This window comes from Neorhizobium vignae, from assembly GCF_000732195.1.
Lineage (GTDB): Bacteria > Pseudomonadota > Alphaproteobacteria > Rhizobiales > Rhizobiaceae > Neorhizobium > Neorhizobium vignae.
Genome location: NZ_JNNU01000005.1, coordinates 205,640 through 228,821, shown reverse-complemented (window position 1 = coordinate 228,821; position 23,182 = coordinate 205,640). Strand labels below are relative to the sequence as shown.

General features: G+C 61.9%; 21 protein-coding genes. 8 read left to right on the top strand and 13 right to left on the bottom strand.

What is annotated here, in order from left to right; all coding sequences use genetic code 11:
- The first annotated feature begins 125 nt into the window (after nucleotides 1-125).
- From mltG to GQ59_RS10210, 4 genes are all read left to right on the top strand, one after another.
- Nucleotides 126-1,319, top strand: a complete 1,194-nt coding sequence (gene mltG, locus GQ59_RS10225; RefSeq protein ID WP_037080771.1) for an endolytic transglycosylase MltG — start codon at nucleotides 126-128, stop codon at nucleotides 1,317-1,319.
- A gap of 32 nt (nucleotides 1,320-1,351) precedes the next feature.
- Entirely contained in the window at nucleotides 1,352-2,239 is an 888-nt protein-coding gene (locus tag GQ59_RS10220) for a YicC/YloC family endoribonuclease (RefSeq protein WP_037080768.1), read from the top strand.
- Nucleotides 2,240-2,242: 3 nt separating this feature from the next.
- On the top strand, nucleotides 2,243-2,923 hold the full coding sequence (gmk, locus tag GQ59_RS10215; protein WP_037080766.1) for a guanylate kinase: 681 nt from the start codon (nucleotides 2,243-2,245) through the stop codon (nucleotides 2,921-2,923).
- A gap of 267 nt (nucleotides 2,924-3,190) precedes the next feature.
- On the top strand, nucleotides 3,191-3,955 hold the full coding sequence (locus GQ59_RS10210) for a hypothetical protein (protein WP_037080764.1): 765 nt from the start codon (nucleotides 3,191-3,193) through the stop codon (nucleotides 3,953-3,955).
- 81 nt (nucleotides 3,956-4,036) lie between these two features.
- Here GQ59_RS10210 and rsmA read toward each other — a convergent pair whose 3' ends face one another.
- The 7 genes from rsmA to GQ59_RS10175 all read right to left on the bottom strand — a co-directional run bounded on the left by rsmA (nucleotide 4,037) and on the right by GQ59_RS10175 (nucleotide 12,502).
- Nucleotides 4,037-4,870 carry a 16S rRNA (adenine(1518)-N(6)/adenine(1519)-N(6))-dimethyltransferase RsmA gene (rsmA, locus tag GQ59_RS10205; RefSeq protein ID WP_037080761.1) on the bottom strand — a complete coding sequence of 278 codons (834 nt, stop codon included), beginning with the start codon at nucleotides 4,868-4,870 and terminating at the stop codon, nucleotides 4,037-4,039.
- Nucleotides 4,870-5,886 (bottom strand): 4-hydroxythreonine-4-phosphate dehydrogenase PdxA, encoded by a 1,017-nt coding sequence (gene pdxA / locus GQ59_RS10200; RefSeq protein WP_037080759.1) that lies wholly within the window; start codon nucleotides 5,884-5,886, stop codon nucleotides 4,870-4,872. The genes rsmA and pdxA overlap by 1 nt, the downstream gene beginning before the upstream one ends.
- A gap of 44 nt (nucleotides 5,887-5,930) precedes the next feature.
- Nucleotides 5,931-6,875 carry a SurA N-terminal domain-containing protein gene (locus GQ59_RS10195; protein ID WP_152564292.1) on the bottom strand — a complete coding sequence of 315 codons (945 nt, stop codon included), beginning with the start codon at nucleotides 6,873-6,875 and terminating at the stop codon, nucleotides 5,931-5,933.
- Nucleotides 6,876-7,008: 133 nt separating this feature from the next.
- A complete protein-coding gene (locus GQ59_RS10190; protein WP_037080757.1) occupies nucleotides 7,009-9,336 on the bottom strand; it encodes an LPS-assembly protein LptD in 2,328 nt (775 codons plus the stop codon).
- Nucleotides 9,336-10,424, bottom strand: coding sequence for an LPS export ABC transporter permease LptG (gene lptG, locus GQ59_RS10185; protein WP_037080756.1), 1,089 nt, complete (start codon nucleotides 10,422-10,424; stop codon nucleotides 9,336-9,338). Before lptG ends, GQ59_RS10190 begins: the two co-directional genes overlap by 1 nt.
- Nucleotides 10,421-11,596 (bottom strand): LPS export ABC transporter permease LptF, encoded by a 1,176-nt coding sequence (gene lptF, locus GQ59_RS10180; RefSeq protein WP_037080753.1) that lies wholly within the window; start codon nucleotides 11,594-11,596, stop codon nucleotides 10,421-10,423. The genes lptG and lptF overlap by 4 nt, the downstream gene beginning before the upstream one ends.
- Before the next feature lie 114 nt (nucleotides 11,597-11,710).
- The gene (locus tag GQ59_RS10175) at nucleotides 11,711-12,502 is read right to left on the bottom strand and encodes a phosphatase PAP2 family protein (RefSeq protein WP_037080751.1); all 792 of its coding nucleotides are present in this window, start codon (nucleotides 12,500-12,502) and stop codon (nucleotides 11,711-11,713) included.
- Between the two features lie 232 nt (nucleotides 12,503-12,734).
- On the opposite strand from GQ59_RS10175, the gene GQ59_RS10170 reads away from it, so the two are divergent.
- Nucleotides 12,735-14,228 carry a leucyl aminopeptidase gene (locus GQ59_RS10170; protein ID WP_037080749.1) on the top strand — a complete coding sequence of 498 codons (1,494 nt, stop codon included), beginning with the start codon at nucleotides 12,735-12,737 and terminating at the stop codon, nucleotides 14,226-14,228.
- Between the two features lie 47 nt (nucleotides 14,229-14,275).
- Nucleotides 14,276-14,725 carry a DNA polymerase III subunit chi gene (locus tag GQ59_RS10165; RefSeq protein ID WP_037080747.1) on the top strand — a complete coding sequence of 150 codons (450 nt, stop codon included), beginning with the start codon at nucleotides 14,276-14,278 and terminating at the stop codon, nucleotides 14,723-14,725.
- A gap of 18 nt (nucleotides 14,726-14,743) precedes the next feature.
- Here the strand turns inward: GQ59_RS10165 and GQ59_RS10160 are convergent, their stop codons facing one another.
- From GQ59_RS10160 to GQ59_RS10140, 5 genes are all read right to left on the bottom strand, one after another.
- A complete protein-coding gene (locus tag GQ59_RS10160) occupies nucleotides 14,744-15,595 on the bottom strand; it encodes a polysaccharide deacetylase family protein (protein WP_037080744.1) in 852 nt (283 codons plus the stop codon).
- 150 nt (nucleotides 15,596-15,745) lie between these two features.
- Nucleotides 15,746-16,282, bottom strand: a complete 537-nt coding sequence (locus GQ59_RS10155; RefSeq protein WP_051903892.1) for a TadE/TadG family type IV pilus assembly protein — start codon at nucleotides 16,280-16,282, stop codon at nucleotides 15,746-15,748.
- A 65-nt stretch (nucleotides 16,283-16,347) separates the two neighbouring features.
- Nucleotides 16,348-16,857 (bottom strand): TadE/TadG family type IV pilus assembly protein, encoded by a 510-nt coding sequence (locus GQ59_RS10150; protein WP_162183294.1) that lies wholly within the window; start codon nucleotides 16,855-16,857, stop codon nucleotides 16,348-16,350.
- A 9-nt stretch (nucleotides 16,858-16,866) separates the two neighbouring features.
- Complete coding sequence (locus tag GQ59_RS10145) at nucleotides 16,867-18,225, bottom strand: TadE/TadG family type IV pilus assembly protein (RefSeq protein WP_037080741.1); 1,359 nt, start codon at nucleotides 18,223-18,225, stop codon at nucleotides 16,867-16,869.
- 157 nt (nucleotides 18,226-18,382) lie between these two features.
- Complete coding sequence (locus GQ59_RS10140) at nucleotides 18,383-20,266, bottom strand: ATP-binding cassette domain-containing protein (protein WP_037081130.1); 1,884 nt, start codon at nucleotides 20,264-20,266, stop codon at nucleotides 18,383-18,385.
- Nucleotides 20,267-20,434: 168 nt separating this feature from the next.
- Here GQ59_RS10140 and GQ59_RS10135 point away from each other — a divergent pair, with 168 nt between their 5' ends.
- Nucleotides 20,435-21,322 carry a trypsin-like serine peptidase gene (locus tag GQ59_RS10135; RefSeq protein WP_037080739.1) on the top strand — a complete coding sequence of 296 codons (888 nt, stop codon included), beginning with the start codon at nucleotides 20,435-20,437 and terminating at the stop codon, nucleotides 21,320-21,322.
- Nucleotides 21,323-21,406: 84 nt separating this feature from the next.
- Here GQ59_RS10135 and GQ59_RS31025 read toward each other — a convergent pair whose 3' ends face one another.
- The gene (locus GQ59_RS31025; RefSeq protein ID WP_152564291.1) at nucleotides 21,407-22,183 is read right to left on the bottom strand and encodes a Crp/Fnr family transcriptional regulator; all 777 of its coding nucleotides are present in this window, start codon (nucleotides 22,181-22,183) and stop codon (nucleotides 21,407-21,409) included.
- 157 nt (nucleotides 22,184-22,340) lie between these two features.
- Between GQ59_RS31025 and GQ59_RS10125 the strand changes: the two genes are divergently transcribed.
- Entirely contained in the window at nucleotides 22,341-23,060 is a 720-nt protein-coding gene (locus tag GQ59_RS10125) for a hypothetical protein (protein ID WP_037080736.1), read from the top strand.
- Nucleotides 23,061-23,182: the final 122 nt, after the last annotated feature.

The following is a 23,182-nucleotide window of genomic DNA, read 5'->3' as shown; positions in this document are numbered from 1 at the left end:
ATGCCGGCTGGACTCGCGAGCCGGCTCGTATCATCTTCTGGACCTGTTTTTCGCCGCATTGGTTGGCCAAACAGCGGGTTGCAAGTCTTTGAGTCTGTAGGGGGCGTTAACCCCGGGGGGCGCGGTTGAACGATACGAATCATGTCACTGAGTTGCCGCCCGGCAATGGCAGAGGGCCGATTATTCCGAAATCGCCGAATGAGGCCCTGAAGCCCGAGCGCGTTCCGGAACCGCCCCGCCGTTCCAAGAAGGCGCGCAGCCAGGTCGTCATCTTCCTGAATTTCGTGATGACCATGGTCGTCGTTCTCTGCGTGATCGGGGTAGCCGGCTTCTACTACATGATCTCGGCCTTCCAGCGGCCGGGTCCGCTCGAAGCCAACGCCCATTTCATGGTCCGGCCCGGCAACGGGCTTGCGGAAATCGCCACCAATCTCGAACGCAACGGCATCATCTCCGACGCACGCGTCTTCCGCTACGTGACGGCGACCTACCTGCGCAAGGGCGAGACGCTGAAGGCCGGCGAATACGAGATCAAGGCGCGCGCCTCCATGAAGGACATCATGGGCATCCTGGAATCGGGCAAGTCGATCCTCTATTCGGTCGTCATGCCGGAGGGCCTGACGGTGCGGCAGATGATGCTGCGTCTCGCCGAGGATGCGGTGCTCGAAGGCGACCTCCCGTCCGAACTGCCGGCTGAGGGAAGCTTGAGGCCGGATACCTACAAGTTCTCGCGCGGCAGCAAGCGCGCCGACATCATCCAGCAGATGCGGGTTGCGCAGCAGAAGATGGTCGACCAGATCTGGGAGCGTCGCGACCCGGACCTGCCGATCAAGACCAAGGAAGAATTCGTCGTACTCGCCTCGATCGTCGAGAAGGAGACCGGCAAGGAAGACGAGCGCGCCCATGTGGCCTCCGTCTTCATCAACCGGCTGCAGCGCGGCATGCGCCTGCAATCGGATCCGACGATCGTCTACGGCATTTTTGGCGGCGAGGGAAAACCCTCCGACCGGCCGATCTTCAAGTCCGACCTCGTCAAGCCGACGCCGTACAACACCTATCAGATCAAGGGCCTGCCGCCGACGCCGATCTCCAATCCCGGCCGTGCCGCACTCGAAGCCGTTGCCAATCCCTGGCGAACCAAGGACCTCTATTTCGTGGCCGACGGCACGGGCGGGCATGTGTTCGCAGCGACGCTCGAGGAACACAATGCCAACGTCCGTCGTTGGCGCAGAATGGAATCCGAGCGCGCCGCCAACCCGGAAGTGGTGGACGGCCAGCCGGACGGCGACGAAGCGGAAAAGCCGCCGAAGAGCAACTGACCGCTTCTCGAAAGCATGATCTGGAGACGTCGATGACATTGCAGTCCATGACCGGTTTTGCCCGCAGCGAAGGCACGAGCGGGCGCAACCGTTATGCATGGGAACTGCGCTCGGTGAACGGCAAAGGCCTCGATATAAGGCTGCGCCTGCCGCCCGGCCTCGAACGGCTGGAGCCGGACGTCCGCCGGCTGATCACTGAGAAATTTTCGCGCGGAAATCTGCAGGCGACCCTGACCCTCACCGTTGCCGAGACCAAGGTGGAAGCGGTGCTGAACCGCGATGCGCTGGCAGCGGTTCTGGCGCTGCGCGCCGAACTCGGCGATCTCGTCGATCCGTCGCCGCTGAGGCTCGACACGCTGATGGGCATTCGCGGCCTGGTCGATATCCGCGAGGCGGAAGAGGACGAGGAGACGGTCGCAGCCCGCGATACCGCGATCCTCGGCAGCCTCGACGAGGCGATCGGCCGTCTGCAGCGGATGCGCGAGGGCGAGGGCACGGCGCTTGCGGCCGTTCTCAAAGGCCAGGTCGCCCGTATCGCGGAGCTTGCCCAGGTCGTCGAGACCGATCCGTCCCGCACGCCGGAAGAGATCGCCCGCAAGCTGTCCTTCCAGCTCGCAGCGCTTCTCCAGGAGGCGCCGACGCTCGACCGCGACCGGCTGCATGCGGAAGCGGCCCTGCTTGCCACCAAGGCCGATCTGCGCGAAGAGATCGACCGGCTGAAGGCCCATGTGGCGGCGGCCAACGAGCTTATCGACAAGGGCGGCCCTGTGGGTCGCCGGCTCGATTTCCTTGCACAGGAATTTAACCGGGAATCGAATACGATCTGTTCGAAGTCCAATTCGGCCGCAGTCACATCCGCCGGCATCGAGTTGAAAGTCGTCATCGACCAGTTCCGTGAACAGGTCCAGAATCTGGAGTAAGACATGAGCCCGGCCCCATCGTCTCAGGGCAAGCCGTCCCCGGCCGTGAAGATCGCCCGGCGCGGACTGATGCTGGTTCTTTCCTCGCCGTCTGGCGCCGGCAAGTCGACGATCGCCCGCAATCTTCTGGATGCGGATCGCAGCCTCGAAATCTCGATCAGCGTCACAACCCGGGCCAAGCGGCCGAGCGAGATCGCCGACAAGCACTATCATTTCATCACCGTGCAGCAGTTCGAGAAGATGCGCGACGCCGGCGACCTGCTCGAATGGGCAGAGGTGCACGGCAATTTCTACGGCACCCCGCGCGAGCCCGTGGAACTGGCGATGAGCGAGGGTCGCGACATGCTGTTCGACATCGACTGGCAGGGCGCCCGCCAGCTGCAGGAAAAGATGGCCGCCGACGTCGTCTCGATCTTCGTGCTGCCGCCGACCATGACCGAACTGCAGTCGCGCCTGCACCGCCGCGCCGAGGACAGCGAGGAGGTGATCCGCACCAGGCTCCTGAACTCGCGCGCCGAGATCGAGCATTGGCGGGAATACGACTACGTCATCGTCAACGACGATCTCGACGAGGCGTTCGGGCATGTCAGCTGCATCGTCAACGCCGAACGCATCCGCCGCGACCGGCGGCATGGTTTGTTCGACTTTGTGAGCGAGTTGCTGACGGAAGAACCGAAGCTTTAAGCTAGGGGCTGGTGGCGCGCGGATAGCGTGCTGCCCCATTCATCTCCGGCACTTGCGGTTTGCGGCCTTTGAGAGATCGATTGCCTCACTGACCCTGTTCCGTTTCTAACCGACAGTCTTTCCGACAAAGCCGTAGAAATACGCCTTTGAGGCGGGCTACATCTATGGGTAGAAATTAAGAAAATATTGGGGATTCGTGCCCCACGGTGCGGCCAAGCATGACGCTTCCGATCGAGGTAGCCCGAATGAAGCGGGCGATCAAAAACGATGAGGAAGCCCTATGCTACTCCCCATAAATGCGATGTCTGCCGGTTCCGTATCCCTGCTTTTCGGTGCGTCGAGCGCGCCGCAGCCAACCGCGCGCCTTCTGCGGCGGGCGCCCTGCTTGGTGAGGTTGACGGCAGTTTCGACAGCGCGCTGCGGACCGGCAATGCGATCGGGACGATCATCGAGATCGCCGCAAGGATGAGCAGCGACGATACGGCTTCCAAGGCCGCCGATGCTCTTCAGATCTATGGCGCCAAAGGGACGTATACTAAGGAGGAAGCTGATGACGGCAGCGTGACCGAAACCTTTACTGGATCGGCGTCGCAAATCGCCACCATGAACTTCTACGACGCCGAAGGAACCTATACAAAGCACAAGGATGCCGATGGAAACGTCCGAGAAACATTTACGGGTATAGCCGCCGGCTACAATGACGCGGATTGGCAGCAGGTCTGGCTGGAGACAATGGAATCGGCTTTGGAGCGGGGGGTCGATCCTGCCTCCCTTGATGACACCCGCGCCTTCGCCACCGCGCTAAAAGATGGGATCGTTGAGAAATATGATATGGCCAAAATGGGCGTAAACTCCTGGATGGAGGCCTATTCGGGCCCATCTGGCAGCGGCGCAATCTTCAAGGTGGAAGGCATGGACGCTTTTCTAGAGAAATACACCGAGACCCGGGACGGCGTCATGTATGACAAAGCAACCGGGAAGCATGCCACGTGGGGCGTTAGCGGCTCGAAGTACTCATATTTCGTCTGGTAATTCTATACGAGAGTGATCACTTCTGAGAGCGCGGGACCGGCCGCATCGGGCGTCTCTCATAGCAAGTTATAGCGTAACCACTCAGAGGCAATTCGCCAGCCGCACAAACTCTTCCACCGACAGCGTTTCCGCCCGCCTCGCCGGGTCGATCCCGGCTTTCACCAGAAGCGCCTCGCCGCCGAGCGACTTGACGCTCTGGCGCAGCATCTTGCGGCGCTGGCCGAAGGCGGCGTGGGTGACGCGCTCGAGTTTGGTGACGTCGCAAGGCACGGGATTTGTCCGGGGCGTCAGGTGGACGACGGTCGAGGTCACCTTCGGCGGCGGCGTGAAGGCCTGCGGCGGCACGTCGAAGACCATGTGTGCGTCGGTGCGCCAGCCGGCGAGCACGCCGAGGCGGCCGTAGTGGTCGTCCTCCTCATCGGCGACGATCCGCTGGCCGACTTCCTTCTGGAACATTAGCGTCAGGCTTTCCCAGAAGGGCGGCCACTGGTCCGGCGCGGGCAGCAGCCAGTTGATGAGCAGCTGCGTGCCGACATTGTAGGGCAGGTTGGCGATGATCTTGATAGGGCCTTCCGGCGCCAGCGCCGCGAAGTCGGTCTTCAGCGCGTCGCCTTCGATCACCTCCAGCCGGCCGGGATAATGGTCGCCGATTTCGGCGAGTGCCGGCAGGCAGCGGCTGTCGCGTTCGACCGCGATCACCTTTTTCGCGCCGAGCGACAGGATGGCGCGTGTCAGGCCGCCGGGTCCGGGTCCGACCTCGAAGACGGTCGCATCGCCGAGCGGTCCGGCACTGCGGGCGATTTTCTGGGTGAGGTTGAGGTCGAGAAGGAAATTCTGGCCGAGCGCCTTTTTGGCGTCGAGCCCGTGACGCTGGATCACGTCCCGCAGCGGCGGCAAGCCGTCCAGAGTGGCCATCAGGCAGCTTTCGAGGTGAGAGCGAGATTGCCGGCGAGCTTGATCGCCTCGACAAGGCTGGTTTCGCGGGCGACACCCTGGCCGGCAATGCCGAACGCCGTGCCGTGATCCGGCGAGGTGCGGATGAAGGGCAGGCCGAGCGTGACGTTAACGGAGGTGTCGAACCCGAGCGCCTTGGCAGGGATCAGCGCCTGGTCGTGATACATGCAGATCGCCACGTCGTAACGGGCGCGCGCCTCGTCATGGAACATCGTGTCGGCCGGCAGCGGCCCGAAGACATGCAGGCCCTCGGCCCGCAGCTTGAAGATCGCCGGATGGATGACGTCCTGGTCCTCGCGGCCGATTGCACCATCCTCGCCCGCATGCGGGTTGAGGCCGGCAACCGCAAGCCGCGGCCTGTCGATGCCGAAGCGGGTCTTGAGATCGTGATGGGCGATACGGCAGGTCTCGGCGATGAGGTCCGTGTTCAGCGCCGCTGGCACGTCTTTCAGCGGGATATGGATGGTCACCGGAATGGCCCGGAGTTTCGGCCCCGCCAGCATCATCACCGGCAGGATCTTCTTGCCGGTCGCGCGCTCGGCGAGGGCGGCGAGGAACTCCGTGTGGCCGGGAAACCCGAAGCCGGCCTGGTAGAGAATGGATTTGGCGATCGGGTTGGTGACTGCGCCGGCGGCCTTGCCTGCAAGCGAGAGCGAAACGGCGGTCTCGATCGCCTGGATCGTCCCCTTGGCGGTCGCCACATGCGGTTGTCCGGCGGCGATCTCTGCGCCGGCGGCAATTGGCAGCACGGGCAGGGCGTCCCCGAAGATCGACATCGCGCTGTCGCTATCCGCCTCGCGGATCGGCACGTCGAGGCCGAGCATCACGGCGCGGGCCCTGAGTACGGCCGGATCGCCGAGGAAGAGGAAAGGCGGCAGATTGTATGCCTGGCGCGAGGCCCAGGCGACAAGCGTGATATCGGGGCCGATGCCGGCAGGATCGCCCTGGGTCAACGCAAGCGGACGGTCGAGAGGCATTACGGCTCCGAAAATGACTTAAGTGTCGAGATCAGCGATGTATCTCAGCGATACTCGATCTGGGCCTTGCTGCGAAGGTCATCGAGATATTTCTTGTCGTTGGGGTCGGGAGCGCCCTTCTTTTCCTTGCCGAGATCCTCGGCGCGGAAGACGACTTCCGCCGCAAGATCGTCCGATACCTGGCGCTGTTTGCAGATGGCCAGGAACTCGACGCCGCGTTCGGTGACGCGGGTGCCCGTCGTGCCGCCATCGGCCGTCTTCTCGATCAGCGGCTTCCAGTCGGCCGGCAGTTCAGGGGCGAGAACGCGGCCGAGGTCGCGGATCGACACGTCCAGCATGGTCGCGGCGAAATCCTTGGATTGCTCGCAGCCCGGGAATTTGGAGCGCGCGGTGTTCGCTTCCTTCTGGCGCTTGGCGAGAATGGCGTTGCGCTTGGCCGGCGGCACGACAAAAATCACCTGCTGCAGGAAATATTCGGTCGTGACCGGCTTTTCCTTGTTCTCCATCATGCGCGTGACGAGTTCCTGGCTCGACATGCGACCGCGCGAACCGCCGTAGCGGGCGTTGACCAATCGTGGCCAACTCATCTGCACGGCGATGTAATTCTTGAAATGCTCGACACCGACACCGGCTTTATCGAGGATCTGGCTCATCTGCGCCACGCTCAGCTTGTTGCCGGCGGCAAACCGCTCGAACGCCTTGTCGACGTCCTCGGTGCTGACCGACATCTTCACGCGGGAAATTTCCTGGCGCTTCAGCGCTTCATCCACCAGCGCCTCACGCGCCGTCTTGGCATCTGCCTTCTGGCGCTGAAGGCGCAGGAAGGCGACGCGCCGGCCGACGTCGGTGCTGGTGATCGCCGTCCGGTTGACGACGGCCGAAACTTCGCTGGCGGCCTGGGCCTGCTGGGCGGCGGGCTGAATGACGACCGAGGCGGCCAAAGCGGCCGCGGCCAGCACCAGCTTACGCGTTGCGGTCATTGCGAACATGATACCAATCCCTTTTCCCGCCCCGGTGGGCACTTGAGCCCGACCGGCCTCGCATTTCATACTCTATTTGCGACCGCTTGCACAATTCTTGCGGCGAAACGATGACGGTCAGCCGATCGGACAAGCCGCTACGTCAGTAGCGGTAGTCCTGATCGAAACCCTCGGTCGAGCCGACGCTGATATCGCCGAGCGTGCGGAAGCTCAGGCGGGCGCTGACGGTCCAGTCGTTGGCCGCCGTGTCCGACGGCTTGTCCGAATAGGCGACCGTAAAGATCGTGCACTCGTCCGCATAGCTGATGCCGATGCCGCGCCGGACCAGTTCCTTGTCCGCGAGATCCCAGGTCGCCGTGCCGGCAAGCGCCCAGTTCTCGTTGATCCGGAAGCTCATCGAGTGCTTCAGCACGTCTTGCGCGTCGTCCGAGCCGTATTCCGGCTGAGCATCGACCTGCGTATAGACCAGCGTGCCGCTCACCCGCGGCGTCGTATAGCCAAGCGAGGCATCGGTGCGCTTGATCGCGAATGTCTTCTCGTCGAAGCGGGCGTTTGCTCCGATCGTGAAGCCCTGCGGCAGGTCGATGGCCGCCATCGCGACATAGTCGGACCGGCGCGTTTCAAGCCCGGAATTGGCGCCAGCCTGAACCAGGTCTTCGGTCGCGAACGAATTCTGCCCGGCAATCTGGTAGGACTGGCCGACAATGCTGCGCACGCCCATGCCGTTGGCGAACGTACCTGTATAACGGAGCCCGACATTGGCGCGCGTACCGCCTTCGACACGGTCGAAGCCCGAGAACTTGTCGCGCTCGAAAAGGCTGGTGGCGTCGAAGACGAAGCTCTGCGCATCCTCGTTCGGCAATCCGCCGGCCATCTGCTCGTCGGGACGCGCGAAGATCTGTGCAATCGGCTCGATGATATGGCTGCTGTTTTCGGTGGTCAGCAGGATCGGATAGCGCGCCTCGAGACCGGCCGTGAGCATGTAACGGCCGTTGGCACCTTCAGACTCCATGTCGCCGAAATAGGCACCCGGCGTGCCGGAACCGGTATGGCGGATGCCGTCGCCGCGGGCGGCGAGGATCGGCGTCAGCAGCAGTCCGTCGAGCGTGTTGAAGGTGCGCTTCCATTCCGCTTCCACGGTCAAGCGGCTGTAGCTGCCTTCAAGACCCGGGAAACGATTGGTCGTGCCCTCCCTGTACCAGTCGTCTTCACGACGGGACAGGTTGGTAATGTTGGAAGTGATCGAAAGCTCGCCGCCGAGGATAGGTTCCGGCGCGTAGTAGGTGTAGTCGAGCGAGGGATAGACAATCGCCTGCTTCTGTTCGGCCGTGTTGCTATATGTGTCGTCCTGGATGTTGAAATAATAGTTGTGCAGGTCGAAATAGTTCCGTGTCCCCAACCCGGTGAGATAGATGTCGTTGGTGAACGTGCCGCCGCCGACGCCCGTCAACTTGTAGGTCCGCGAAAAGTTGTTGTCGCTCTGGGTCATGACGTTCCAGCCGAACGTCCAGCGCGGATTGATCTTGAACTCGCCCTTGGAGGCGGCCATGAGGCGGTTATCCGCAGCCCGGTCGCTGGTATTCGGATCGAAGGCTTCCGGATCGTTCTGATGGATACCGGCGAAGCGGAACGTATGTTCGCCTGTCTCGAACTTGTTGCGGATCTCGCCCTGAAGCAGCAGCCCCTGGTTGGAATAATAGGTAGGGCTGAGAGTCGCATCCATGCTCGGCGAGAACACGTGATAGTAGGGCACCGTCACGCCGAAGCCGAGATTGTCGCTCGCGCTGTACTGAGGGAACAGAAGGCCCGACTTGCGCTCGACCGTTTCGTCCGGCACCTCGATCGCGAAGGGCAGGCGACCGATCGGCAGGCCGAACAGTTCGAACTGGGCGTTTTCAAGCCGGATCGTATGGGTCTGGCCATTGCGGACTACCCGTTGCGCCTTGACCTGCCAGAGCGGAGCCTTGCCCGGCGTTTGGGCGCAGGGAAGGCATGCGGTGTAGACGGTATTGTTGAGCACCATCAGGTCGCCGGGCTGGCGCTCGGCGCTCTCGGCGGCAAGGCGGGTATTGTCGGTGGTCTCGACGCGAAGCGCGTTGATGAAACCTTCGCCGAAGCTGTCGGTGACGTCCATCTGCTCGGCATAGACGCGGCTGCCGCCCGGCTCGATCAGCTCGATATTGCCGGTCGCCATGACGCGGCCGCTCTTCTGATCGTACTGAACGCGCTGCGCCACCATCTTGTAGCGGTTGTAATAGATCTGCACGCCACCGGTCGCGGTGACCACCTCGGCGTCCTGATTGTAGACGAGCTCATTGGCGCGCAGCAGCATCTTGGCGCCGTCCGCTGCCTGAGGCACCAGACCCTGAGCCTGCACGACCGTTGCGGATACGCCGAGTACGCATACAGACACACCTGTCAGCAGGGCGGCGGCGAGCCGTCTTATATGTTTGCGGTCACTTACCGCCACTAGCCATCCTCCTGATGAAGCAGAATCGTCGTCCCCAGTGCCGTCGCGACGATCACTGGAATCCAGACCGCCACGAAAGGAGGAATTGCCCCGCTGCTTCCGAATGCCTTCACAAGCACCGTGACGACATAAAGCACGAAGCCAGAAACTATTCCACCCAGAATCACGGAGCGGGACTGGGCGAACCGACTGAATTTTAATGAGACTGTTGCAGCAATGAGAGTCATTGCCACGAGCAGGATCGGCAGCGAGAGCAGCGAGTGGTACTGCGTCTCCAGCGCCTTTGTGGGAATGCCGAAAGATTTGCTGACCTCGATTTTTCTGGAAAGATCAAAAAACGCAACAGTATCAGGCTGCGCCAGGCTCTCTTGGATATATTCCTGCTTCAACTTGGTGCGAACCTGTGCTGTCTCGCGACGCACCGGAATTTCGCCCGGCCGGTTTTCCAAAACCTCGTTAAGCAGCCAGTAACCATCTTCCAATTTTGCGGTCTTGGCGTCCAGCCGCATGACCACGCGGCCGTCCTTGTCGAACTGGAAAGCCACGACGTCGACAAGCCGCGTTCCCTTTTCCTGATAGCTCTTGGCGCCTATGACCGTATCGTCGTCGCCGCTGATCTGGCGGATCCAGGGAATGAAGGTGGACGCACGCGAGCGGTTGCTCGCTTCGCGCCAGCTTGCCTCCATGGAAGCGGATTCGCGCTGGCCCCAGGCGGCGAGAGGATTGATCACAAGCAAGGTTGCGAGCCCCATCAGAAACGCTCCGATGACGAAGGGCGAGATGAACTGCCAAACGGAAATGCCGGCGGCGCGCGTCACCACCAGTTCGTAGCGGCGGTTGAGTGCGATCAGCACCGTCATGCCGATAAAGAGGCTGAGCGTCGGGATGGTCTGCTGCAGGATGAGCGGCACGCGCATGGCGGTCATCGCCAGCCCGGCCGAGACCGTGTAGCCGCTGAAGCCGGACATGCGGCGGCTGGTTTCGCTGAAGTCGGCGAGGAAGATGATGGCGCCGACGCCGAGCAGAAACCACAGCGCTGTGATGATATAACGACGGAAGAAATACCGGCCGAGCGTTGTGAAGATCATGCCGTACCTCCACCCGAAGTCCGCGAGGCGGGCATGCGCCGCTGCAGGCTGCCGGCCAGGCGGGAGATGCCGCGAGCGATGAAGCGCGGCGCCGAGAACTGCCGGTTGGTGGCAAGCATGAAGATCGCGATCAGCGAGAAGACGATCGGCACCGCGTAGGGGAGCGGGGTGTAGAGCGGGTGGCGTTCGACCATGTTGGTGGCCGAGAACCCGAGCCAGCGCACGCCGAAAGCGAGGAAAAGCGCAAACACCATCGGATGGACCCGGGTCTGCCGGTGCGAGCGGGTGCTGCCGGCAATGACCAGCGAGATCAGCGCGAAGGTGATCGGGAAAAGCCAGTCGGAGAGGCGCCTGTGCAGTTCCGACCGATAGGCGTCCGGCGATTTCTGATAGACCGGATCGTTCGGATCCGGGTTCAGAAGGAAGGCGAGGCTGCGGTCGGTCGAATATTGCGGCAGACCGCCTTCCGCCTTCGCCATCGCCGACAGATCGAAGGCGTAGGAGACGAACTTGATGATCGAAATGCGTCCGTCGGGGGATTTGCGGTGGACCTCGCCGTCACGCATGGTGAGCGAGGTACCGCTTTCGTCGATCGATCCCTCGCGGGCGTAATAGATGAGGTCGAAATTCGGGTCGCGATAATCGACGACGAACAGGCCTTTGAGCACCCGGCCGGAATGACGCTCCGAGATCTGCACGTAGAGCCCCGGCTCGATGCTGCGGAAGGTTTTTTCCTCGATGACCGAGGAGAGCAGGTCGGCGTAAGCGGCGGCGACCATCTGGCGGGCCGCGACGCGAGACGGCGGCTCGACGAAATTCGTCACCAGGAACGAGAAGACACTAAGCGCCAGCCCGAGCATCAGCACCGGCCGGTAAATGATGCTGCGCGACGCGCCGGCAGCGTCGATGACGGGCAGCTCCGAATCGTTGTTCATCGCCGTCAGCGTCTGGGTGATACCGATGACGAGCGCGAAGGGCAGCACGACGGGGATAATGGTCGGCAGGATAAAGGTGGCAAGGGTCGCGAACGAGCCCATCGACTGGCCGGTGTCGGTGACCAGGTTGATGCGTCCCAGCACCTGGATGGTCCAGATGATGGTGAGCACCGGCAGGAGCGTCACCAGGAACATCTGAAAAATCCGGCGCAATATGTAGACTTCGAGAAGCTTCATTCCGGCCTAGATACCTTGCACAACGTCACCCGGGGAGTGGTGACAGCTAGTTACCCCGAGACGACGGTCGCGCCTATCTAAGCGATTGAGATCAGCTTTGCGACAGGGGCTGCGTCACAAATTTGTTTGCGAATTCCGTTTTCTTCTTCGCTGTGACATTTCGAAACACGCAGCCACCGCTGCATAGACCACCACCGACGACAGCCAGCCAAGCGTCACGTCCGAAAAGTAATGGCCGCCGAAGGAGGTCCTGAGCGCCGGCGAGATCAGCGAGATGGCGATCAGCGGCGGGCCGAGCACCGGACGCAGCGGTTTCGGCAGTAAAACGATGAGGCAGGCCAGCCACCCGGCGCCCGCCGCCTCGCCGGAAATGAAGGAACAATTGCCGGCGCAGGCGCCGCCGAAATCGCCCGCCGGCGTGAACACGTCCTTGCCGCCGAAAAGGTCGGTCTCGTAGGGGCGGGGCCGGTTGGAGACCTGCTTCAGGATCAGGTTGACCAGCACATAGGGGCCGATCAGGAAGGAAATCAGGGCGATCGAATAATCCCGCGTCTTGCGCGGGCTGTACGACTTGCCGTGGTGTTGCAGGTTGGCGATCAGCCGGTAGAGGAGATAGATCGCGACAAGCGCCGGCAGGTAGAAGAGAACGCGGCGGATCAGGACGAAGACGGTTTCGCCACCATAGGGAAAACTGCCGCAGACCCGGCCTTGTTCGATAGCCTCGCCACAGGCGGCTTGGGCGAAGAAGGCGCGCGCCACGGCAAGGTCGATCTGGGGTGCCAGGTAAAAGACCGCCAGCAGCACCCACCAGAGTGCCATCAGCATAATGAACCATCCCTTCGGTCTGGCGAAGAATCGTCGAACGGCGGCAAGCCGGTCGGAGACGGTAGGGGAGGGCGAGGTCATGCGAATTGATCCGGTGGTCATCAGGCGGCGCGACCCTAGAGCAAGACGCGCGGAATTTGAACAGGGCCGTCTGCCGATAGCCGGGAATGTCCGCGCCCGAAATCGGGCTTTTTGACGCGTCGGGACAGGGGACCCGATTCCGGGTTGACGCGGTTGTGACTTCTCGCCCTTGCGCTTCAAGCCGAAACGGCGATGATCGCCGCGTTCCCTTCGAAAGCCTCCTGGAGTCGCAATGTCCGTGAAATTCGATATCTCCTTCGCCAAGTCCGCCAAGATCGATGGAGGCCTTGCCATCCAGCTCAAGCTTGCCGGCGACGGGCCTGCGGCGGGGGCCGCCGAGGCCGACCCCGCCGGCATCGTGACCCGGGCGGCGGAGATCGCGAAGTTTTCCGGCAAGCCGATGTCGACGCTGGACCTTATCGCGCCGCAGGGATCTCCCGCCGACCGGCTGGTGGTGCTGGGCCTCGGCAAGGCCGAGACGCTGACCGCCTACGACTGGCTGAAGGCGGGCGGAATTGCCGCTTCCACGGTCAAGTCGATGACCAGGGTGGCGATCTTCACGGATGTGCCCGGCCTGGCCGTCGGCGCTGCCGAACTGGCCGGCTTCGCGCTCGGCATGCTGCTGCGGGCCTACAGTTTCGACACCTACAAGACGAAGAAGGGCGACGACGAGGAAAAGGCGCCGAAGACGGTGAAGGTGACGATCGTCACAGCCGAGCCTGCGGCCGCCAAGAAGGCTTTCGCCGAATCCGAAGCTATTGCCGGCGGCGTGCTTTTGGCCCGCGAACTCGTCAACCTGCCGCCGAACGTGCTCGGGCCGGTCGAGTTCGCGGACAAGGCCAAGGAACTGGAGAAGCTCGGCGTCGAGGTGGAGATCCTCACCGAGAAGGAGATGAAGAAGCTCGGCATGGGCGCGCTTCTCGGCGTGGCGCAGGGGTCAGTCCGGCCACCGCGGCTTGCCATCATGCAATGGAAGGGCGGCAAGCCGAAGGATGCGCCGGTCGCCTTCATCGGCAAGGGCGTCGTTTTCGATACCGGCGGCATTTCGATCAAGCCGGGCGCCGGCATGGAGGACATGAAGGGCGACATGGGCGGCGCCGCCGCCGTAATCGGCCTCATGCATACGCTCGCCGCCCGCAAGGCCAAGGTCAACGCGATCGGCATTCTCGGCCTCGTCGAGAACATGCCTGACGGCAATGCCCAGCGGCCAGGCGACATCGTCACCACCATGTCGGGCCAGACGATCGAGATCATCAACACCGATGCGGAAGGCCGGCTGGTGCTTGCCGATGCGCTTCACTATTGCAACGATCGCTTCAAGCCGCGTTTCATGATCAATCTCGCCACCCTGACCGGCGCGATCCTTGTGGCGCTCGGCAATCTGCAAGCGGGGCTGTTCTCCAACGACGACACGCTGGCCGGCCAGTTGGCCGGCGTCGGGGACGTCACCGGCGAGCGCCTGTGGCGCATGCCGCTCGGCAAGGAATACGACAAGCTGATCGATTCGAAATTCGCCGACATGAAGAATACCGGCGGGCGTTATGCCGGATCGATCACCGCAGCGCAGCTGCTCAAGCGCTTCGTCGGCGAGACCCCCTGGGCGCATCTCGACATTGCCGGCACCGCTATGAACTCGCCGTCGAGCGAAATCAACCAGTCCTGGGGATCCGGCTACGGCGTCCGGCTGCTGGACGAACTCGTGCGGACGCACTACGAGGTGGGTTGAGAACCCATATTTGTCGGGTTCAACGAAAATATGGGTTCTCAACCGTGATGACCGAAGTTCTCTTCTATCACCTGACCGAATCGAAGCTCGAGGAGGCGCTGCCGGCGCTTCTCGAAAAGAGCGTCGAGCGCGGCTGGAAGGTGGCGGTGCAGACGAGCGGCGATGTGCGTCGGGATTTTCTCGATGCGCATCTCTGGACCTTTCGCGAGGACAGTTTTCTGCCGCATGGCACCGACGCCTCGCCGATGGCCGAGGCGCAGCCGGTGCTGCTGACCTCCGCCCCCGAAAACGGCAACGGTGCGACTGTCCGTTTTCTGGTGGATGGTGCCGAGCCGCCCCCGATCGCCGACTATGACCGCATCGTTTTCATGTTCGATGGCTACGATACCGTCCAGCTCGACAATGCCCGCGCCCAGTGGAAGAAGCTGAAGGGCGAGGGGCATGCGCTGACCTACTGGCAGCAATCGGAAGAGGGGCGGTGGGTCAAGAAGGCCTGACCCCGCGCATTCTGTCCTTCAGTTCAGCCAGGCCATCATCATCGACGAATTGCTGTGGCGCAGGCGAACGACCTTGTAGCCTTCTGCGCCCAGCTGGGTGAGCAGCGCCGGCAGCATGGCGGCCGTGCGGGAATGTATGTCGTGCAGCAGGATGATGCCCTTGCCGTGCGCTCTCAGCGAACTCATCGTCCGCGTCGCGACGGCGGCCGGCGAGACGCCGAAATAATCCTTGGAATCCACCTGCACGTCCAGCACAACCATGCCGTTTGAGGCGACCCAATGGCGCAGGCGCCTGGTGTCGGCGAGATAGGGGAAGCGGAAGAAGCCGGCATCCTCATGGGTGACGCTGGTCACCGCATCGCGCCCCTTTTCGATTTCGGCCACGGCCGCATCGAAGGAAAGGTGCTGCAGGTCGGCATGACGATAGGTATGGCTGCCGATCGTGTGGCCGGCATTGACCACCTTGCGGGCGATCTCCGGATGGGCTTTGGCCATCTGCCCGACCATCAGGAAGGTCGCCTTGACGTCGTATTCATCGAGGATGGAGAGGATCTTCTCCGTCTTCTTCGGCATCGGGCCGTCGTCGAAGGTCAACACGACTTCCTTGTCGGCGAGTTTCAGGTCGGAAAGCGACGAGGCGGTGAGGGTGCGGCCGGAAAGGCTGCCGGGCTTGTTGAAACGACCCCAGGCGACCGGCGTCAGCGCTACCGGCGAATCCGCCTCGGCCTTTTTGTAGGAGTTGGATGAGGAAAGCCCCTTGGCGGGCGCAAATGACGTGGCAAGCGAGCCGCTCTCGGTCTGGCTGCGACCGGCGCAGGAGGAAAGAAGGCACGCAACGGCGGCGGCGACACAAAGGACGCGGACAAACATGGGAGCGACTCGGCTAAAAAGTGACTAAGGAGTTGAAGCGACGTCACATTCGCCGATTATGGTTAATGGCTGGTTATGATGGGTTGTCCACCGCATGCAACCTGCGAAACGGACCGCAAGGACGGCTTCTGCCGGATTGCAGGCCCCGGCCTACTTCTTGGTGATTTTGTCGCCGACCCGCGGACGGGAGATCGCCTTGCCGACAAAGCTGTATTCACCTGAGCCGGTGACGCTGGAAAACAGCGAGGTGAAAGGCGTCGCCATTGCATAATTCACCTGCACGACCACGAGTTGCACGTTGCTTTCGATCAGGTCCGCGGGGATTTCGAAGGCGGGTGGGTCCCCTGATGCCTGCGCGTTCGCTTGAAAGGCCGACGACCAGTTGACCTTCGCGTTGCCAGCGGCGTCGAAGTCTACGAGGGCCACCTGGATTGCGAGTGCGCTGCTGTCGAAGGGGATGAGAATGGAGGCGGTCCCCTGGAGAAGGGTATTGAGCTCACTGTTGCTCCAGCTCGGTTCCTGGGAGACGATGTCGCTTGCCACTTCCGCGATCTGGTTGATCTTCCGCTTCACCATCAGGCCTTCTCCGAGGTCGACGGTGCCGGCGAACAGCAGGGCCATTATCGGCAGAAGCAGGGTGAACTCGATGCCGGACTGGCCTTTGCGGTCGGCGAGCAGGGCTCGCACGCTTCTTTCGCGCCGGTTCCCTTGCCTGTGGTCGGGATCATGCCTTGGTGCCATCGCGCGATTTCTCAAAAGGGTTCATTTCTGAAAATCACGGAAGCGGAGAGCACATAGGTGCCATCGGCGAGTGTGTTGACGTCTGCGCCGATAGCGGCCAGCAGGCTGTCCCAGGGGAGGAAAGCCTGGATCATCACGTAGTCCCCCGACCCGGCCGGAGAAAAGCTCTCGGTTACGGACAGAACACCACCGCTGACCGGCGACTTGAAGCTCATCGACGAGAAATCGGACATCGTGGTGGTCGTGACCAGGAGTTCGTCCTCGCAACTGAAGGCGAGCGCCATACCGTCGCAGACATTGCTCTTGAACGCGGCGAGATCCCAGCCGTTAGAATAGGCGCTGCCCACCCGGACGGAACGGGCGGCCATATGCAGGGCCGAATCGAGCGCGCTGTCGACGAAGAACATCAGCGCCATATCGAGAATGCAAAACAGGAAGACGAAGAACGGCAAGACAAGCAGTGCAAACTCGACCGCGGCCGTTCCCTGCTCGTTCCATAAGAGGGCTTTGAAACGCTGCATCGGCGTCATCTAGTTTGTCAGCCTTACCTTGGAGAGATACTGCTTGAAGAGCGAGGACAGGCCTTCCTCGATTTCCTCGGCCGAGTTCGCCTGCAGGAAAAAGTCGCCGCTCGTTGCGCATTCCTCGAGGGCTTTGGGGATATAGGCAGTCCGGGTGCTGTTGTTCTGGCCGGAAGCGACCGTGCCACCCCAGATCGAACTGAAGCCGCTGCTGCTCATCGTCTTGCCGAGCGTCGCATTGTAACCCCAGTCCCAGGTCATCGGCAGGTATTCGGTGTAGAGAACCCCGATTGTGGCGTCGAGGTCCTTCACCTGCTTGCACCATTTGGAATTGATCGGCGTGACGACGGTCTGCAGCGAGCTTTTTGCTGTCGGGAAGCGGATGCCGGAGTTGCTTTGTAGCACCCAGTTGCGCTCGGACTGGACGCCGTCCGTCAGAACCAACACGAGTTTCAGCGGCGCATCCTTGGTGGTTCCGTCTCCGGCCGTTCCGATCATGGGCTTGAGGGCCGTCAGGGAGGTGTCGAAATATGTCGCGTCTTCGGAGGTCGCGCTCGTCATGCCGCTGGTTTTGCTGTTCAGCTTCGTGCGAGCAGCCGAGGTTGAGAAGGTCGGCGACAACACTTGGGTCACGGTCTCGCCAAGGGTATAGAGGCCGACCCTGATACGCTCATGGGCTGTGTCTGCCGTGTCGATGAGGTCCAGCACTTCTCGCGCGGCGTCCACCGAGACATCGGCCCGCAGCTTGATGTTCATCGCGACCGACAGGTCGTAAACATTGCTATAGGTCTTGCCCTTGTAGGTGAATGGCGACCCTTCCGGCGTATGGCACGCAAACGCGCATTTGGCCGGTGACGACATCAGGCTGGACTGACCGGCGCTCGTCGCCGCAAGCAGCATCGACGCGGATTTGTCGAGTACGATATGGACGTCGAGATAGGCGCGGCCTGGACCCTCCACCGACGAGGAGGTGGCCACGCCGACGCCGTCTATGCCGGCAATGTTGAGCAGCGTCGTGGGCACCGTTGCGCGGGCCGTCGCGGTGATCCGACGGTTCGATGTGTCGATGTCGATTTCTTCGAGCGCATAACCGCCGCTTCCGAGATCGGTCTGGGCAGCGAACCACTCCTGAATGCGCTTCTTGAGCGCGGCATTGTCCAGTGTTCCCACGCTTTTTACTGCGCCGAGCAAGGCGGTATCGAGATCGGCCTGCATCTTCGAACGGGCGTTATAGGCCCGCACGTAGTCGAGGCTGGCGCCGACTGCGGTGATCAGCGGCACGAGCAGCAGAGAGAACATGATGGCAATATTGCCGCGGCGATCCGCAAGCAGGCCAGAAAGAGCGTGAAGCCGACGCGGATTGGACATAAGGCCGGAAAATCATCCCTGTGAATAATCGGCCAACACTATAATGTATTCCTAATTTAATGATTAATCGCATTGCGAGTGGCGGGTTCCCGGCGGCGCCGCCAAGTATATCGCGGGTCTGGTCGGCAAGAGGGCAATACTCGCCACCGGAGCAAAGTCAGCTCGCCATAGCCTCTTCGTACTCCGACGACAGCATCAGCCATTCCTCTTCGGCGGCGGAGAGCTTTGCGGCGGCTTCTCCGCGTTCCTTGGCCTTCTGGGCTGCCTTGGCGGGAGTTTTTTCGTAGAGGGCGGGGTCCGCAAGTTCCTTATCAAGAGCCTTGATCAATTTCTCCAGCTTGGCGGTTACGGCCTCGATTTCGTTGATCTTTTTCTTGAGCGGCGCCAGCGATGCGCGCTTTTCGGCATTCGCCTTGCGCTGGTCGGCCTTCGAGGACAGATCTTCGGTCAGCTCAACTGTTTCGTCTTTTTTTTTGCCGGAGCTGACAATCAGGTTGCGGTATTCCTCCATGTCGCCTTCGAAATTCGAAACGGTGCCGTTGTTGACCAGCCACAAACGGTCGACGGTGGCCTCTATCAGGTGACGATCGTGGCTGATCAGGATGACGGCGCCCTCATAGTCGTTGAGCGCTTCGATGAGCGCCCGGCGGCTGTCGATGTCGAGATGGTTGGTCGGTTCGTCGAGGATGAGGAGGTTTGGCGCGTGGAAGGCGGCAAGGCCCATCAGCAGGCGTGCCTTTTCGCCGCCGGACAGGTCCTTTGCGGCCGTCGCCATCTTTTCCGTCGCAAGCCCCATCTGCGCCACGCGGGCGCGAACCTTGGCCTCGGGCGCGTCCGGCATCAGCCGGCGCACATGGGCGACGGGCGAATCCGCCGGCACCAGGTCGTCGAGCTGGTGCTGGGCGAAGAAGCCGATCTTCAGGTTCGGCGCCAGGCGGATATCGCCGCTCTCCGCCTTGAGGCGGCTTGCGATGAACTTGGCGAAGGTCGATTTGCCGTTGCCGTTCGAGCCGAGCAGCGCGATGCGGTCGTCATTGTCGATGCGCAGCGTTATGTTCTTGAGGATCGGCTTGCCCGGTTCGTAACCGACGGCGGCGTTCTGGATCGCAACGATCGGCGAGGCGGGCTGTTTTTCCGGCTCGGGAAAGGTGATCGGCTGGACATGATCCTCGATCACCGCGGCGACCGTGCCCATGCGTTCCAATGCCTTGACGCGGCTCTGCGCCTGTCGTGCCTTGGTGGCCTTGGCCTTGAAGCGGTCGATGAAGCTCTGCAGGTGCTTGCGGGCCGCCTCGTTCTTGGCCTTGGCCTTAGTCTGCAATTCGTCGGCCTCGGCCTTCTGGCGCTCGAACTGGTCGTAGCCGCCGCGATAGAAGGTCAGCTTCTTCTGGTCGAGATGCACGATGGCGTTGACCGCGTTGTTCAACAGGTCGCGGTCATGACTGATGATGATGACGGTGTGCGGATAACGCCGGATATAGTCCTCCAGCCACAACGTGCCTTCGAGATCGAGATAGTTGGTCGGCTCGTCGAGCAGCAACAGGTCTGGCTCGGCAAACAGGACGGAGGCAAGCGCCACGCGCATCCGCCAGCCGCCCGAGAAGGACGAGGCCGGACGCGACTGCGCCTCCTGGGAGAAGCCGAGGCCGGCGAGAATGCTGGCGGCGCGGGCTTCCGCCGAATGGGCGTCGATATCGACGAGCCGCATCTGGATGTCGGCGATGCGGTGCGGGTCGGTGGCCGTTTCCGACTCGATCAAAAGTGCGGCGCGCTCTTTGTCGGCGGAAAGCACGATTTCGATCAGCGAATCCTCTGTGCCCGGCGCCTCCTGCGCCACCTGGCCGAGCCGCGCGTTCTTCGGATAGGAGACCGAACCGGTTTCCGAGCCCAGCTCGCCGGTTATGACCTTGAACAGCGTGGATTTGCCGGCGCCGTTGCGGCCGACGAGCCCCGCCTTGGTGCCCGCGGGAAGCGTCACGCTGGCATTGTCGAGGAGGAGGCGCCCGGCGATGCGGGCGGAAAGTTCGGTAATCGTGATCATGGCGGCGGTTTTGGCCGAAACACCGTTTGTTGGCAAGGGCGGCCGACGGGTTGGTATCCGCTGTCCCGAGGGAAACAGAAGGAAATTGCACGCTCTGGTAGATGATTGAGGCGGCGCTGCCGTCGGCCGCGATGGCGCGACCGAACTTCAATCGGGAGAGCAAATGTCATGAGAGTGAGAAGATGGACGTGGTGGACGCTGCTGTCGGCATCCGCGCTGATGATGCCGCTCGACGCGGGAGCGGTGGAGTTTACCTGCTGGGATCCCGGCGGCGCAGGGTCGGCCAATGCCGCCACGGAATACTGGACGCCGGAAAGAATTGCCGCGGCGATCCCTGAGCGCGAAATGATCGAGACCTTGCCCACAACCGGGTTTCCGCGCGACGGCGGAGATACCCTCACGGGGGATGCGGAGCGCGCGCCGATCGACCAGGCGCCCTACAAATTCGGCGGCCAGTTGCTCTACACGCGTGGCGGGGCCGATTATACCGCCAGTGCCCAATTCGTCGCGGATGCGAATATCGTCATCGGCGCCGCCCACAGTCTCTGGAAAGGCGGCATGGCGGCGAGCAACATCCACTTCTACCAGGGATATTCCAACGGCGGCGGAACGCTCTACCACATGGACAGGGCAGCCGTGCTGTTACGCTGGACCGAGGTCGCGGACAACGATCCGAGCCTCGCGCGGTCGCAGTTCGACTATTCGGTGATGCGCACCACCGCGGCATCCGCCGTCGGCAAATATGAACTCGGCATCGACGGCGCCCGTGTCGATGAAAATGTGACGATCACCGGCTACCCGGCAAGGTTGGAGGACGGCGAGTATATGTATCGGGAAATCGCCCGTATCGTGGTGCAGGCCGGCACCTCCTACGACGCCCGCCCGCATCCCATGTATGGCGGCGGCGCAAGCGGCGGGGCGTGGTTCGTGACCGCCAACAACGTCTACAAGGCGGTCGCCGTTGTCTCCAGCGGCGCGCCGGACGGCGTTTTCGGTCCGAGCTTTACCGCGGATACAGCCGATCTGATCGCCATCGTCAAGAACGGCTGCCCGTAAGCCGGCTCATCCGGCCTGGGCGTTCGGGGGCGGCGTCGGGCATTGCAGCATTGGTCCCGTGCCCCACAGAGGCGTCCGCGTCATTCAGGCCGCAGGGTCTGAATGACGCGAGATGATCTGCAGCGATCGCTTGTTGAAAATGACGATGCGGTGCTGCAGCACGCCGATCAGCCGCTCGCTCTTCCAGGCCTGTAGCTGGGCATTGATGCGCGGCCGGCTGGCATTGATCAGCTGGCCCATGCGGCTCTGGGATATCGGCTTTTCGATGAGGATGCCGTCACTGGTCGACCGCCCGTGCGCGGCGCCGAGATTGAGCAGAAGGCGCGCAAGGCGGGTCTCCAGCGGGTAAAGCGCCATTCCTTCTGCAAACATCATGGTGCGGTGAAGCTTTCGGGCGATCGTGCGTATCAGGTATGAAGACACGTGCGGGATTGCCGAGAGTTCGTTGAATGTCTTCCGATCGATTTCAAGCAGCCGGGTCGTTCCGCAGATCACCGCGTTCGAGGAATGCCGGTAGTTGAGAGCGAACTCGATCTCGCCGACGGCATCCCCCGGCTGAAGTTCGGAAAAGATCACTTCGTTACCTTCCTCGGATATAAAGTAAAGGTATATTCCGCCAGAAATTACAATATAGATAGTATCGCAAGGATCTCCACTCATGAACAGTGTCTGTCGATCCTTGTATGTATTTATATTTATTCTGTTGGAGAACGCCGAGACAACCACGTCATCGGCAGCGCTGAACAGTTCCATTTTTCTTATCTCGTCCGAGATTTTCTGGCTCTTCGTTGTTTTCATCTTCTCCGTGACCACCCTGAGATCGGAAACGCCGTCACCATCCGTCGGGTTGATATCTATCAACAATGCAAACCAGGGTTGTTACCTGCGTTACATATTTCGGGATTTAAATATCTTAGGTTGTGTTTGTGCAAATGGCGTTCCACGGAAACGGGTGCCGGAAGCACAGACGCCGTCACCGCGTGGTGTGGTCGCGGCAACCTGAAAGAGGAGAGGTATTATGACCATCTATATGGGCCAGAACGCGATCAAGGCCTTCGGTGCACAGGCCGCTGGCCAGCCCTACAGCCTCACGGTTCTCAATGAACATTCGAAATGGCAGCAGTTCGCGCTGTATCAGACGATCCCCCAAATCATCGGGCCGTCGGTCGCCCCGTCGTCGCTGGCCTGGATGGTCGGTGGTGCCGCCGCTGGCAGCGCCACTCAGCCGAGCATGTCGTCATTCAACTGGACGATCGATTATGCCGCGACGGTAGGTCATATTCAGCAGCTTGGCTCTGCGGGTTCGCCCCGCTCGTTCATGACGGCGAGCACGACCAGCGTGATGATCGACACTCACAATACGGTGCCGGTCACCTATCAGGGACCGTTCCCCTGGGGTGCCCCGGGCTTTCCGGCGGAGCCTACCGACGGTGTCAAGGGTTTGATCGTCGTCAAGGCCGACAACACCATTCCGGATGTGCTGGTGCAGGCCAGCAAGAACACCTACCTGAATGTCGGCATCGCCATGGCCGGAAAACCGACGATCGCAGTCCAACTCGAACCCGGCATCACCTATCAGTTCACGCCCAAGCCGAAATACTACATCCTCGCCGGCGCCTTCGTCGAAGGACAGGTGATCGACACGGCCACGACTTCGGCAGCGTATGAAGTGAGCTTTGACGGCGTCACGGATGTTGCGGTCCGGTTTACGCAGCAGAACCAGTTCATGCCGGCATAACGCTCCGGCTGTCTGCTTGGGCTTCTCAACGGGGATCGCTGGTCGGACGTTACCCCAGCCGGCAACCGGTCGTCGTTCGAAATGGAAGACCGTGGGAAACCGCGGCCTTCTCGTTCGGGAAA